Source organism: Bacillus sp. FSL R5-0439, from assembly GCF_038008805.1.
GTDB lineage: Bacteria > Bacillota > Bacilli > Bacillales > Bacillaceae > Bacillus > Bacillus safensis.
Map to the genome: position 1 here is coordinate 2,006,209 of NZ_JBBOZW010000001.1, position 13,378 is coordinate 2,019,586.

At 42.4% G+C, this 13,378-nt stretch carries 14 protein-coding genes; 1 reads left to right on the forward strand and 13 read right to left on the reverse strand.

Annotated elements, in window-relative coordinates; genetic code table 11:
• Nucleotides 1-79: 79 nt before the first annotated feature.
• The 11 genes from dinG to NST59_RS10180 form a co-directional block, all read right to left on the reverse strand.
• On the reverse strand, nt 80-2,872 hold the full coding sequence (dinG, locus tag NST59_RS10130; protein ID WP_064497520.1) for an ATP-dependent DNA helicase DinG: 2,793 nt from the start codon (nt 2,870-2,872) through the stop codon (nt 80-82).
• Nucleotides 2,873-2,986: 114 nt separating this feature from the next.
• Nucleotides 2,987-3,370, reverse strand: coding sequence for an aspartate 1-decarboxylase (panD, locus tag NST59_RS10135; RefSeq protein WP_024422780.1), 384 nt, complete (start codon nt 3,368-3,370; stop codon nt 2,987-2,989).
• A complete protein-coding gene (gene panC, locus NST59_RS10140; RefSeq protein WP_106025043.1) occupies nt 3,363-4,229 on the reverse strand; it encodes a pantoate--beta-alanine ligase in 867 nt (288 codons plus the stop codon). Before panC ends, panD begins: the two co-directional genes overlap by 8 nt.
• Complete coding sequence (panB, locus tag NST59_RS10145; RefSeq protein ID WP_024422781.1) at nt 4,226-5,065, reverse strand: 3-methyl-2-oxobutanoate hydroxymethyltransferase; 840 nt, start codon at nt 5,063-5,065, stop codon at nt 4,226-4,228. The genes panC and panB overlap by 4 nt, the downstream gene beginning before the upstream one ends.
• 197 nt (nt 5,066-5,262) lie before the next feature.
• A complete protein-coding gene (locus NST59_RS10150) occupies nt 5,263-6,246 on the reverse strand; it encodes a biotin--[acetyl-CoA-carboxylase] ligase (RefSeq protein ID WP_144490269.1) in 984 nt (327 codons plus the stop codon).
• Nucleotides 6,219-7,421, reverse strand: coding sequence for a CCA tRNA nucleotidyltransferase (locus NST59_RS10155; protein WP_144490270.1), 1,203 nt, complete (start codon nt 7,419-7,421; stop codon nt 6,219-6,221). The genes NST59_RS10150 and NST59_RS10155 overlap by 28 nt, the downstream gene beginning before the upstream one ends.
• Complete coding sequence (gene bshA, locus NST59_RS10160) at nt 7,414-8,559, reverse strand: N-acetyl-alpha-D-glucosaminyl L-malate synthase BshA (protein ID WP_039179506.1); 1,146 nt, start codon at nt 8,557-8,559, stop codon at nt 7,414-7,416. The genes NST59_RS10155 and bshA overlap by 8 nt, the downstream gene beginning before the upstream one ends.
• A 2-nt stretch (nt 8,560-8,561) precedes the next feature.
• Nucleotides 8,562-9,266, reverse strand: a complete 705-nt coding sequence (gene bshB1, locus NST59_RS10165; protein ID WP_144490271.1) for a bacillithiol biosynthesis deacetylase BshB1 — start codon at nt 9,264-9,266, stop codon at nt 8,562-8,564.
• On the reverse strand, nt 9,253-9,672 hold the full coding sequence (gene mgsA, locus NST59_RS10170) for a methylglyoxal synthase (RefSeq protein WP_034280445.1): 420 nt from the start codon (nt 9,670-9,672) through the stop codon (nt 9,253-9,255). The genes bshB1 and mgsA overlap by 14 nt, the downstream gene beginning before the upstream one ends.
• 17 nt (nt 9,673-9,689) lie before the next feature.
• Nucleotides 9,690-10,493 (reverse strand): 4-hydroxy-tetrahydrodipicolinate reductase, encoded by an 804-nt coding sequence (gene dapB, locus NST59_RS10175; RefSeq protein ID WP_039179514.1) that lies wholly within the window; start codon nt 10,491-10,493, stop codon nt 9,690-9,692.
• 5 nt (nt 10,494-10,498) lie between these two features.
• Complete coding sequence (locus NST59_RS10180; RefSeq protein WP_024422788.1) at nt 10,499-10,834, reverse strand: nucleotide pyrophosphohydrolase; 336 nt, start codon at nt 10,832-10,834, stop codon at nt 10,499-10,501.
• Between the two features lie 137 nt (nt 10,835-10,971).
• On the opposite strand from NST59_RS10180, the gene NST59_RS10185 reads away from it, so the two are divergent.
• Nucleotides 10,972-11,844 carry a YitT family protein gene (locus NST59_RS10185; RefSeq protein ID WP_024422789.1) on the forward strand — a complete coding sequence of 291 codons (873 nt, stop codon included), beginning with the start codon at nt 10,972-10,974 and terminating at the stop codon, nt 11,842-11,844.
• 30 nt (nt 11,845-11,874) lie between these two features.
• Here the strand turns inward: NST59_RS10185 and ypjB are convergent, their stop codons facing one another.
• Together ypjB and NST59_RS10195 are read right to left on the reverse strand one after the other, a co-directional pair.
• The gene (ypjB, locus tag NST59_RS10190) at nt 11,875-12,678 is read right to left on the reverse strand and encodes a sporulation protein YpjB (protein WP_034280441.1); all 804 of its coding nucleotides are present in this window, start codon (nt 12,676-12,678) and stop codon (nt 11,875-11,877) included.
• 65 nt (nt 12,679-12,743) lie between these two features.
• The gene (locus NST59_RS10195; RefSeq protein ID WP_039179519.1) at nt 12,744-13,337 is read right to left on the reverse strand and encodes a DUF1405 domain-containing protein; all 594 of its coding nucleotides are present in this window, start codon (nt 13,335-13,337) and stop codon (nt 12,744-12,746) included.
• Nucleotides 13,338-13,378: the final 41 nt, after the last annotated feature.

The window sequence follows — 13,378 nt, forward strand, 5'->3', positions numbered from 1 at the left end:
AACCGATACTATTTTTACAACGGAACACAAAAAACCGTTACGATAAATTAACTCCAAACCCACACCAGCTAAAGGCCGCTTATGACAGCGGCTTTTCGTTGTTAAGGTTTTCTATATACGCCTCAAGTGACTCTTTTGACATCTCGTGAACTGGCGCATGAGGGAGTGATTCTAAAAATAGTTTTCCATATGAAGCGGTTTTCACTCGGCGGTCTAAAATCAGCAATGTGCCAATGTCTTTTTCAGAGCGCAGCAAGCGTCCAGCTCCTTGCTTAAAGGTTAACACAGCTTCTGGTAAAGCGACGGCTTTAAATGGATTCTTCCCTTGTTTTTTAGCTGCATCACATTTTGCTTCAATGAGCGGAGAATCAGGCGGCCGGAACGGAAGACGTGCCATGATGACTGTAGTCAGCTCTGAGCCTGGAAAATCAACACCTTCCCAAAAGCTACCCGTACCAAGTAAAATAGCTTGTTTTGCTAATTTGAACATTTTCGTTAATTTTACGGGGCTTCCGCCTGTCAGACCTTGAGCAAAAAGGGCGGACTGCATCCCTTCTGTTTTTAGCTCTTCATAGACTGCTTTTAACATCTCATGTGAATTAAACAAAACCAATATTTTTGCATGCTGCTGCTTTTCCATAATCTTAATATATTGCGCAGCTTGCTTTACATAATCTCGTTCATCACGATTTGTAATCGGCGGCATGTCTGCCGGAACAATGACCTTGAGCTGTTTTTCAAGTTCGAAAGGTGAATCAATTTGCACAAGATGAGGGTAAAAATCTTGCAGGCCAAACCGTTCCAAGCAATAATCAAAGCGGTGATTGATCGTAAGCGTCCCTGATGTAAGGACGACACTCTTTTTGTTCATAAAGAAACGATCAGCCAAAAGCTCCCCAGTATCTAACGGCTGTGCATGCATAAAGACAGCGTTTTTGGCGCCCTTTGCATCAATTTCAATCCAAACCGTTTCATCGTTTTTCGGTTCAAAGATAAACCGGTAAAGCGTACTGCAAAAAGTATGCATAAACGACATGACTTGGTCGTATTCCTCTGCTTCAAAGGCAAAGTGTTCTGTCAGCTGTTCACTTTTTTGAAGAAGCTCGTTTTTTTGCTGCTCATACAGCTTCTCACAAGCAATTAACAAGGAACAAAGTTTACTTGCCGTTTCTTTAATCCGTTTCCACTGAGCATGCTTTGAATGATGACGTACTCTATGAATGAGACGATTGATGTCAGCTTTTGGTTTTGTCCTTTTCACAAATGAATGAACGGTGCTAAAGAAAGCATCACTTTCCATTTGAAGCTGATTCAGATACTCATCCATTTCAATAAATGTGTCCGTCTGTAACCCTGCATGATGAAATCTCTTTTTCAGTTTCTTTAACAGTCCGCCTTGCAAGGAGCCAAGCTGCGTTAATTTCGCATGAAGCTGGATATAAGACGCACTATCCCCTAGTGTTTCATTGGCTGTTTTCTCAAATTGATGGGCTTCGTCTATCACATATACGTCAGCATGCTGAAAGATAGACGATGCCTCCGTTTGTGATAAAAGCAGACGATGATTCGTTAAAATTAAATCAGCTGTTTTTGCTCTTTTTTTGGCGCGCTCATAAAAGCAATACTCTTTAAAACGGCGCTTTTTTGATGTAAACGGCATATGTACACAGGAAATGCGGTCTTTTATATTGGCGGCTCCTGACGGTAAATTCAGTTCAGATAAATCACCTGTTTCCGTTACAAGGAGCCACATTAAAATTTGCGCCTTCGTTAAGACCACATCATAGTTATCATCTTCCTCATGAAGCACATGCTCAAACTTATCTAAACAAATATAATGCGCGCGGCCTTTAAAGACACAGGCAGCAGGCTCAAACGGGAGCAGTTGATTCAACATCGGCACATCGCGCTGAAACATTTGCTGCTGCAACAGGATGGAATAAGTACTAATAATGACAGGTTTTCCTGATTTCCTCGCTTCTAGAGCGGCTGGGATGAGGTAAGCGAGCGTTTTCCCAATACCTGGTGCCGCTTCAATTAATGCATAGGCTCGTTCATGAAACACGTCTCTCACTTTATTCATCATCGTAAGCTGGCCTTCTCTTACCTCATAGCCTTCTACCGTTTGCGGAAGTTTCTTTTTGATCTCCTCAAACAGCTTTTCATCATCTTCACCTACTGAATGTGTCGCCCTACTGATAGGATTGGTGACATCTTTTACAGCAAAAGAGCCGACTTCCACCAAAGAATCTTCCAGGCTGGCTTGGCTCGTTTCAAGCTGCTTAATTAAGAGCCCTATATCACTTAGGAGATAAGAAGATAATCTGCGCAGCTGCTTCAGCACATTTTGCGGTGTATGTTTTAATTGATGTAATAAAGTTAAAAATAACATGGCAGTAACTTCCGCATCACTATCCGCCCTATGCGGGTGGTCATGTGGAAGCATGAGCTCTTCACTTAATTCAGTGAGCTTATAACCTTCAAGCTCAGGATAAAGAATTCTAGAAATCTCAACTGTATCAATTGCTAGCACATCCAGCTCATTTTTCCCGCATGCTTTTAGTTCATCATTTAAAAAATTCAAATCAAAATGAACATTGTGCGCAACAAAATAAGCACCCTGTATGAGGTCATACACCTCTTGGGCAATGTCCTCAAAAAACACCGCATCGTCAACCATGTGCTGCTGAATGCCTGTCAGCTGTTCAATAAATCCAGGGATTGCTTTTCCCGGGTTCACATATTTTGAATACCGTTCGACAATTTGTCCATTTTCAATGACCACCGCAGCTATTTGAATGATTTTATCACCTTTTTTAGGTGAATTCCCGGTGGTTTCAATATCAACGACAACAAACCTTTGATCGGTCATAAAATGGACACCTCAATTCCTCGTTTCACCCTGAAGTGAAACACGCTCTGGACAAAATAGATGAAACAGAACAGCTTCTCTTCCTGAAACTGTTCTGTTTCTACGGAGCTTGCGTTATAAAATCGTTCTCGCAGGCTCTTGCCCAATCATTTGCTCAATTTGATTTTGTTTATTTAACACGACCACTTTTGGTGTATGTGTCTTTGCTTCTTCTTCTGACAGCATCCCATAAGCGATAATAATGACTTCATCCCCTGGCTGAACCAATCTCGCCGCCGCCCCATTTAGACAAATGACACCGCTCTTTCTTTCGCCAGGAATAATATATGTTTCAAGTCTCGCGCCATTATGATTATTGACAATTTGTACTTTCTCATTTGCCATCATACCTGCCGCATCAAGTAAATCTTCGTCAATTGTAATACTTCCTACATAATGTAAGTTTGCTTCTGTTACCGTCGCTTTATGAAGCTTAGATGTCATAAAGGTTCTATACATGTTTTTCACCGCTTTCAGGAACATGGAAAATCACATTATCAATCAGTCTTGCCCGTGAAAATTTCACCGCAATTGCCATAATGACTTGACCTGCTAACTGCTCAAGCGGCTCAAGTTCTGGATATGAGTAGATCTCAATATAATCAATTTCCCCGCTCGTCTGAACAAGTTCCTCTTCAATCAGCTGATACACACGGCTGACATCACGTTCACCTTTTTCAACAGCTGACCGTCCTTTTGTTAAAGCGCGGTATAAAGCAGGTGCTTCTTGTCTTTCTTTTTCTGACAAGTACACATTCCTTGAGCTTTTCGCTAAACCGTCTTCTTCTCTGACTGTTGGTACAGATACAAGGTGAAGATCAAAGAAGAAATCCTTGATCATCGCGTCAATCACAGCGACTTGCTGTGCATCCTTTAGACCAAAGTAGACATTTGTTGGTGACACAAGATGAAACAGCTTTGTAAGCACAGTGACAACGCCGTCAAAATGTCCTGGACGTTTTTTTCCGCATAACACATCCGTCCGCTTTTGAACCGTCATCGTAATAGATGGTTCGTTTTGGTACATTTCCTTCACATCAGGTGTAAATAAAATGTCCACTCCTGCTGCTTCTGCAAGACGCTGGTCTCTTTCCATATCCCTTGGATAGGATTCAAAGTCTTCATTTGGTCCAAATTGCAAAGGATTGACAAAAATACTCATCACGACAATGTCATTTTGTCCTCTTGCCTCCTTCGCAAGCGTCAGATGTCCTTCATGAAGAAAGCCCATCGTCGGAACAAAACCGATGGAATGCTGCTTTTCTTGATGCTGCTTGATTAATTCTTTTAGCTCGTGAATATGGGTGACAACGTTCATTTTTTGATTCCCCCATATAAGCCATCAAGGACTTCTTCTTTGATATGAAACGTGTGCATGTCCTCTGGAAATGTGCGTGCTTTTACTTCTTTTGTATATTGAATGAGCGCTTCTTCTAAAACAGTATCAATTTGCGCGTATTGTTTCACAAACTTAGGTGTTCTAGACACCCCGTATCCAACCACATCATGGTAAACGAGAACTTGTCCGTCTGCCTCAGCTCCTGCACCAATTCCGATCACAGGAATCTTCAGCATATCGGTAATTCGTTTTGTCAGTTCGCCAGGTACGCATTCCAGCACAAGTGCGATTGCACCAGCTTCCTCACATTTCAAGCTGTCTTCAATCAATTTTTGAGCACTTTCGTGGTCTTTTCCTTGCACCTTATACCCGCCAAGTACACCAACAGATTGAGGTGTGAGGCCTAAATGACTGACGACAGGAATGCCGCCTCTTGTTAGAGCTTGAATGGATTCAAATACTCCATCTCCGCCTTCTAGCTTTAAGGCATCGGCACCGCTTTCTTGCATGATGCGTGCTGCATTTTTCATTGTTTCTTCTAACGAATAATGGTAAGACATAAATGGCATATCAGTCACAACAAATGTGTCTTTTGCGCCTCTTTTCACTGCTTTTGTGTGATGGATCATATCATCCATCGTGACTTGAACTGTGGAATCTAATCCAAGTACAACCATCCCAAGTGAATCACCAACTAAGATCATGTCGACTTCCGCTTTTTCCGCTTGCTTTGCAGCTGGATAGTCGTATGCGGTCAGCATCACAATAGGTTCATTTTGTTCTTTCATTTTGAAAAAATCTAGCTTTGTCTTCATTTGTTCCTCCTCATTCTGGAGAGGAAATGGCTTGCCTCACATCACATGCTTTAATTTCTCATGTGCGGCGAATCATCCCTCTGTCCAAGTCCCTTAGGATCAAGGCAGAAATTTATCAAATTTTTCTTCCTAACAGGTACAGTTCTTTGCAGATACTGCCCACACGAAGTATATCAAAAATGTGCCGGGTGTTCCACTCAAGTTGACTTGATCTCAATGTCTGCGGAGTAGATTTTTTGGATACCGTCCTCCGTTTCAAGCAATAAAACACCTTCTTCATTGATTCCAAGCGCCTTCCCCGAATATTGCCCATTGACGGTGCGGGCAACAATATGTTGACCGATCGTCATCGCAAACGATTCCCATAGTTGTTTAATTGGTGCAAATCCTTGCTGCATATAATCATCATATCTTTTTTCAAAGGTGGACATGATCTGTTGTATGAGTGCAGCCCGATCCACTTTTTCATTCAGTTCCATTCGCAGACTTGTGGCGACATCCTTTAGTTCATCCGGGAAGTCATCAGCTGTTTGGTTCACATTAATGCCCGGTCCAATAATGACCGCATGAACCTGGTCAGCTTCTGCTTTTAATTCAGTCAGAATGCCAACGACCTTTTTCCCATTCAACAAAATATCGTTTGGCCATTTAATAGATGGAGTGAGTCCTGTTTGCTGCGCAATCGCTTCTGCGATGGCTACAGATGCCAAAAGCGTCATTTGCGGCGCTTTATAGAGCGGGATCTCAGGCCGGAGAATGAGACTCATCCAAATGCCTGTCCCATTGGGTGAATGCCACGTTCTTTGAAGGCGTCCTTTTCCGTCTGTCTGGTGATCGCTGACAACGATCGTGCCGTGGGGCGCACCTTCATTTACAAGATCATGGGCAATCAGCTGAGTTGAAGCGACTTCTTTCTGAAAGTAAATATGCCTGCCGAAATTCTCTGTTTCAAGACCAAACAGAATTTCGTCCTCACTAATTTTGTCCGGTTTACGAAGCAGACGGTATCCTTTTCTTCTGACCGCTTCTACCTCATACCCCTCTTTTCGCAAATCCTCCATATGCTTCCATACAGCCGTTCGGGAGCAGCCAAGCTCATCACAAATTTGCTGACTTGAAACAAAATCCTGGCTGGATGCTGTAAATAGTTCAATTAATCGTTTTCTAATTGCGGATCGCATGCTTTAAGCCACTCCTCTATGGCTTCTTTTCGGTTTTCTAAACGGTTTTGCAAAACAGCTTTTTTCACAAAATGAAGCTCTTCTGCAATCCATTTCCCAGACGTCTTTTGCCGAAAGGCCATTAAATCTTTTCCTGAAACAGCGAGGTCTTGGAGCTTTTTAATCGGCAGTGCATCATAAGAACGCTTCGCTGCCTCCAGCTCATCAAAGAAAATGCGGCGTTCATGTTTTAGCTGCGTGATCTTCAAACTAGATAAGAGCACGTGTTCACCAGCTTCAAACATGTTTTCCGCATCCCAGTCACAATCAACGTATTTACTAATAGCTATTGCGTCTTTCAAAAGCTTCGTTGACAGCTTCCATTCTTTTAAGAAGACCGCAGCCTCCGCTTCATCTAGGCCAAGCAAATGGATACAAGCCCCCCATACTTCTTCTAGTCCATCCAGTAAGTAATATGGAAAGGATTGAAAGGATTCGTGAAGACGATCCTCTTTGAGACCTGGTAATTCTTCATATAACCTAGTTGAGATGAGCACTTGAATGGCCTGCTCACAATGACGGCCTTTTAAAAGCTTTTCCATTTCAATCTTTTTGCGCTCAACCGATATGTTGGCAAGCAGATGTTTATCTTTTTTCATAGCTTTAGCCGTCTCATCAGCGAGCTCAAAGCCAAGCTGGCTTAAAAAACGGACAGCTCTCATCATACGAAGCGCATCTTCTTGAAAGCGGCACGCAGGATCTCCGACGGTTTGAATTCGTTTCCGCTTAATATCCTGTTTACCACCTACATGATCAATGATTTCCCCGTTTATATCCATAGCCATCGCATTAATCGTTAAATCTCTTCTTAAAAGATCTTCCTTAAGCGACTTGATAAACGCCACTTCTTTCGGTCTGCGAAAATCTTCATATTCTGATTCCGTTCGAAATGTCGTGACCTCATAGCTGACACCCTCATGTAACACAATGACAGTGCCATGCTCCTTACCGACATCTACTGTTTTTTCAAATAAGGACTCAACCTTATCAGGTGTTGCATCTGTCGCAATATCGATATCGCCGATTTCTCGTCCTAATAGAACATCTCTCACCGCTCCGCCGACAAAGTAAGCCTGATGCCCATGTTCGTGCAGTGTATGTAATATAGGGATCGCATGTGTGAATGGTTCATTCATCTTCAACATCACCTTCGATCAATTCTAGGTAAAGCTTTTCATATTCACTCACAATCTTTTCAGAGGAGAAATGAGCCTGAACACTAGACTGAGCTGCCGCTGACACTTTTTCATGAAGCGCTTCGTCTTTTAGCAGAGACACTGCGTGCTTTGCTGCTCCGTCTATATCGCCGAGCGGGACAAGAAACCCTGTTTCTCCATGTGTAATGACCTCTGGAATACCTCCGACATCCGTTCCGATACAAGGGACACCGCACGCCATTGCTTCAAGAAGCACAAGCCCAAAGCTCTCCTTCTCTGAAAGAAGCAGCTTCAAATCACTTATTGAATAAAGCTCCTCAACCTTCTCTTGCTTGCCTAAAAACAACACGCGGTCTGTCAGTCCCAGTTTTTTCACAAGTTCGCATACGACCGATTTTTCAGGACCATCACCAATGAGCAACAGCTTTGCCTGCACCTGTTCAGAAATCTTTTGAAACACATGAATCACATCATGCACCCGTTTCACTTTTCGAAAGTTTGATACATGGATGATAACCTTTTCGTTCGGTAAAAGACCATAATGTGTCTTTAGCAAATCGTGATCTTCACGCAAATACACCCGTTCATCAACAAAATTATGAATCGTATCAATCTTTTTATCTGGTTTGATGAGATCGTACGTCTGCGCAGCTAATGAATGCGACACCGCCGTCACACGATCCGATGATTCGATGGCGAACCGAATGACTTCCTTTAATGATGGATCATAGCCTAAAACCGTAATATCCGTTCCGTGAAGCGTCGTAACGACTTTCACAGAGTGTCCAGTCATTTGTTTGGCTAGAAACGCACAGACAGCGTGCGGGACTGCATAATGCGCATGAATAATATCAAGCTTTTCTCGTTTTGCGACTTCTGCCAATTTACTTGCCAGCGCAAGGTCATAAGGTGGATATTGAAAAACAGCATATTGATTCACATCCACCTCATGAAAATAAATATTCGGATATACTTTATTAAGCCTAAACGGAATGCTAGAGGTAATGAAATGAACATCGTGCCCTTTTTCAGCTAAACGTTTTCCAAGCTCCGTGGCTATAATGCCCGATCCGCCGACACTTGGATAACATGTAATTCCGACCTTCAGTTTTTTCATAATTACCCCCCAAGTAAGTCATCGTCCATCAAAAGTGGTTTCTTTGTGATAAACCCTTCTGCATAAGCTTTGTTGACTTCTCTTCCATACATAGACTCTCTCATTTTGACAAAATCAATATAACCGTTCACAAGAGGTGTTTCTACTGAATTTGCCGATTTAACAAATTGACTTTTATACGCATGCAAACTATCAATTTTTTGGTGCATTTCCTCAGAAATATCGATCACAAAATCTGGACGATGGTGCCCATTAATCATGTAATAATACATTTGGCTTATTTTATGCGCTGGCTGCTTGTATGAATCTTCAAATTTATGTATGCCTGCAGAAAAAGCGGCCTCTTCTACAAGTGAGCCCGCATGGCCATGATCTGGATGCCGATCTTGGTGGTACGGAGCGAAAATCAGTTTCGGTTTGTAAGTTCGAATCACGCCCGCAATTTCCTTCATCGCTTCGTCATTTAGATACAGCCCTCTATCTGGCAGTGTAAGCTGGATTCTCGCTCTGACACCTAAAATAGCGGCGGCGGCTTTTGCTTCTTCTTTGCGGCTCTCTACCGTTCCATTTGAAGATAATTCGGCCTGGGTCAAGTCGCAAATTCCGACGCGCGCCCCTTTTTTCACGTATTTTGCAATCGTTCCGCCCATTCCGATCTCTACATCATCGCTATGGGCACCGAATGCAAGGATATCAAGTCGTTTCATTTGTTCCTCCGTTTTTTGCTACATCTCGAAAATCAAACGTACCTTTATTTAAATTCCTGACTAAAATTTCAGCGGTTCCCATATTGGTGGCTAATGGAATGGTATACACATCGCAAAGCCGGATGAGTGCAGATACATCCGGTTCATGCGGCTGCGCAGTTAGTGGGTCTCTAAAAAAGAGCACAAGATCCATTGCATTATCAGCAATTAAAGCACCGATCTGCTGATCTCCCCCAAGTGGTCCTGACTGGAAACGATGAATGGGAAGCCCCGTCGCTTCTTTCACTCTCAAACCTGTTGTCCCTGTTGCGTAAAGTGTATGATCTGCCAAAATATCACGGTACGCGGTGGCAAACTGTATCATGTCACTTTTTTTCTTATCGTGAGCGATTAAAGCAATGTTCATCAGGAATCCACTCCTTATTAGTCGATGATATTTTCTAAACCATAGACGAGCTGATCAATGTGCATGACCTGTTCCACAGAAAGCTTCACGCCTGACATAAAGGATGCACGGTTATAAGAATCATGACGAATGGTGAGCGTCTGTCCGTCCATTCCAAACAGCACTTCTTGATGTGCAATCATACCAGGAAGTCTCACGCTGTGAAGACGGATACCATCATAATCTGCTCCTCGTGCCCCTTCGATCAATTCTTTCTCTTCTGGATGTCCCTGCTTTTTGCTTTCTCTTACTTCTGCAATCATTTCAGCCGTTTTTAAGCCCGTACCGCTTGGGGCATCTAGTTTTTTATCATGGTGAAGCTCAATGATTTCAACGTCAGGAAAATAATTCGCGGCCATTTTGGCAAATTTCATCATTAAGACTGCACCGACAGCAAAGTTTGGCGCAATAATACAGCCTATGCCCTTTTCTTCTGTTAATTGCTGAAGCTCTTTTAGGTCATCTTCTGAAAATCCAGTTGTGCCTACGACTGGACGCACGCCATGTTCAAGTGCTTTTTTTGTATGTACTTTCCCGATTTCTGGTGTCGTCAGATCAATTAATACATCTGGTGCTGTTTCTGAAAGACACACATCAATATCCGTATAAATTGGCGCATGAGAGGTCGTATGGATCACATCAGATAATTTTTTTCCTTCATGCACGTGATCAAGTGCGGCCACCAGCTGAAAATGGCCTGTTTCTTCCGCCAGCTTCACAGCTTCTATCCCCATTCTTCCTCTTGCTCCAGCGATTACTACTTTGATGGTTTCGTTCGTCATCGTCTCTACTTCCCTTCTTTTTTCGTCCAGCGGTCTTTATCTCTTGTGTTGAATTTATGCATCACACGGTCATGTGCTTCTTCTAGTGAAATATCAAGTGAATTAGCGAGGCATGTTAACACAAACAATACATCGCCTATTTCTTCTTCCATACTTTTTTCTGTTTCCGTTGTTTTTTTCGGCTTTTCTCCATAGTAATGGTTAACCTCTCTTGCCAGCTCTCCCAATTCTTCTGTCAGACGGGCCATCATGGCAAGCGGGCTGAAATAGCCTTCTTTAAATTGTCCTATGTAATCATCTACTTCTTGCTGCACGTGACGCAGCGTTTTTTCTTTCGTCATGAAGCTCATCCTCCTATCCATCTCTTACATGTTAGCGAAATCATAAATATTTGACAAATGTTTAAGACTCAGTTTGCTTGTTTCTCTCCCATACCATATAATATTATCGCTGTCTAAGCAAAAAAAGGAGTGATCTCTTGCTAAAAGAAATTCGTCTTAAAAATATCGTATTTATTTTAATAGGATCTGCGATTTTTTCTTTCGGTCTTGTTCATTTTAATATGCAGAACAATTTGGCGGAAGGCGGATTTACAGGTATTACACTGCTTTTATATTTTCTATTTCACATTGACCCATCTATTTCAAACCTTGTCTTAAACATTCCGATCTTTTTTATTGGCTGGAAAATGCTCGGCAGAACGATGTTTACTTATACAATTGTAGGCACAGTCAGTCTTTCTGTCTTTCTTGCCATCTTCCAGCGCTTTCAAATACATATGCCTCTCCAGCACGATTTAGCCTTAGCCGCCCTCTTTGCAGGTGTGTTTATCGGAACAGGCCTCGGGATCATCTTTAAATTCGGCGGTACAACAGGCGGTGTAGACATCATTGCAAGGCTGATCAACAAGCATTATCAGGTGGCCATGGGACGAACAATGTTCATCTTCGACGCATGCGTCATTACCATTTCTCTTACCTACTTAAACTATAAAGAAGCGATGTATACACTTGTCGCAGTATTTGTTGCTGCGAAGGTCATTGACTTCATGCAAGAAGGCGCTTACGCTGCCAAAGGCGCCATGATTATCTCTGAAAAAGATGACATCATTCAAAAGAAAATCACGGATGAAATGGAGCGCGGTGTCACCATCTTAAAAGGGGTCGGTTCCTATACGAAGCAGGAGCGCAACGTCCTTTATTGCGTCGTTCCGAAAAACGAGCTTGTCCACCTCAAAAGCGTCGTAACCTCAGTCGATCCTCATGCGTTCGTATCAGTCAGTGACGTGCATGATGTACTCGGTGAAGGCTTTACATTAGATGAACACAAAAAGCCGCTCAATCCACATTAAAAAAGAAGCACCAGTTTTGGGCTTCTTTTTTTATGATTTAGGATAATCAGCCTGACGTTTTTGCTTCTTTTCTTTTTCAGCACGATATTTCCGAAATCCAACATACGTTAACGTTAGTAAAATGATACTCCCAGTTGTTAAGATGACCCATAAAAGGGATGGATCAGCTTCATCTTCATCGACGTGAGCAAACACACTCGATAAATCCTCTTCCAGCTTCGTGAGACGTTCAAGCTTTGTCCCACTTGATGCTTTTAAAAATTCACCTTGCTCAATCACTTCCATATGCTGCTTAATCGTCTGGAGCTTTTCAGGCGAAATATCAATGGTTAAGCTCGGATAGATCATATCGTATAAAGAAACCAGCTCATTCCAAGTTTCATAAAATGTCGTCGATTCTGGATCTTTCACTTCTTTTTTCAAAGTAGGAAAAGACCCCATAATGGGCTTCTCGAGCGAACCCCAAAGAGGCTCAGAATCCGACTGGATCGCATCAAGCAGCATTCTAAATTGAGAAGCATAACGAAGCTTTTCGCGCTCATTCAATTCTTCCTGCGGCAGCCCTTTTATCATATCTTGATAGCCAAGTGTAATTTGCCGAATCTGCGTATTCGTCAAAGTTCCACGCCAATTCTCAGCTTTAAATGTCTTTTCAACATACAATGCGACTTGTAATGCCTCATCATATTTAGCTTGTCTCGTTAATTGAAAGATGGAATCTGATAGTTCCGTTAATTCTTGCAGCGTGTTAGCAGCTGTTTCCTCACCTTTGGCAACAGCCGGATGTAATACGAGAAAAAATAATAGAATCATCGCGATTGGCTTTCGTTTCATGCAAGTCCCTCCTAGCCCTTCTCCTTACAGCGTATGAAGAAAAGGACAAGGTTAGACCAACATTGTTAAGGGAGTTCCAGCTTGACCGATTTTTTCGATAGAACGAGATAATACGAAACAAGAAGAACCGCGATACTTAACCAAAACGTCGCATAGCCGATCTCGTTTGAATAGGCAGACAGCATAGAATAACGCGGCATCATACCAAATACATAATCAATCACATCGTTATGTAAAATCCAAATTCCCGCTACCACGAGATGACGCATTTGAAAACGATAATACGGCGCAAACAATACAGCCTGAACCGCCATCGCAAAGTGAGACCCAATCAGCATGTAGCCTTCCCACGGAAAATCATCAACAGATAAAAGCACAAAGATATTCATTCCTACCGCCCATAACCCATATTTAATCAAGGTCACAAGAGCAAGTGCTTCAAAATAAGGAGCATTTCGTTTCATCAAAAACGCAAGTAATACAAATAAAAAGAAAAAGCTGGCCGTTGGACTGTCTGGTACAAAAGCTAAAAAGACAGCCGGCGTCTCTACGAGCTGCGGAATATACCAATAGTATCCGTACACAGTGCCAAGGAAATTGATCATAAGCACCAGCACAAGCAGGTAGCGCGTCGCTAGCAAATATTGAATCCATCTCATATGTCTCTTCACTCACGATCTGTTAAAATCAGAAAAAAGCT

Coding starts and splice junctions, on each gene's coding strand:
- NST59_RS10155 (WP_144490270.1), bottom strand. CDS start 7,421: ATGAATGAACCATTCACACATGCGATCCCTATATTACATACACTGCAC.
- dapB (WP_039179514.1), bottom strand. CDS start 10,493: ATGACGAACGAAACCATCAAAGTAGTAATCGCTGGAGCAAGAGGAAGA.
- panC (WP_106025043.1), bottom strand. CDS start 4,229: ATGAACGTTGTCACCCATATTCACGAGCTAAAAGAATTAATCAAGCAG.
- mgsA (WP_034280445.1), bottom strand. CDS start 9,672: ATGAACATTGCTTTAATCGCTCACGATAAGAAAAAAAGTGACATGATA.
- panB (WP_024422781.1), bottom strand. CDS start 5,065: ATGAAGACAAAGCTAGATTTTTTCAAAATGAAAGAACAAAATGAACCT.
- NST59_RS10180 (WP_024422788.1), bottom strand. CDS start 10,834: ATGACGAAAGAAAAAACGCTGCGTCACGTGCAGCAAGAAGTAGATGAT.
- panD (WP_024422780.1), bottom strand. CDS start 3,370: ATGTATAGAACCTTTATGACATCTAAGCTTCATAAAGCGACGGTAACA.
- dinG (WP_064497520.1), bottom strand. CDS start 2,872: ATGACCGATCAAAGGTTTGTTGTCGTTGATATTGAAACCACCGGGAAT.
- NST59_RS10195 (WP_039179519.1), bottom strand. CDS start 13,337: ATGAGATGGATTCAATATTTGCTAGCGACGCGCTACCTGCTTGTGCTG.
- bshB1 (WP_144490271.1), bottom strand. CDS start 9,266: ATGAAACGACTTGATATCCTTGCATTCGGTGCCCATAGCGATGATGTA.
- bshA (WP_039179506.1), bottom strand. CDS start 8,559: ATGAAAAAACTGAAGGTCGGAATTACATGTTATCCAAGTGTCGGCGGA.
- ypjB (WP_034280441.1), bottom strand. CDS start 12,678: ATGAAACGAAAGCCAATCGCGATGATTCTATTATTTTTTCTCGTATTA.
- NST59_RS10150 (WP_144490269.1), bottom strand. CDS start 6,246: ATGCGATCCGCAATTAGAAAACGATTAATTGAACTATTTACAGCATCC.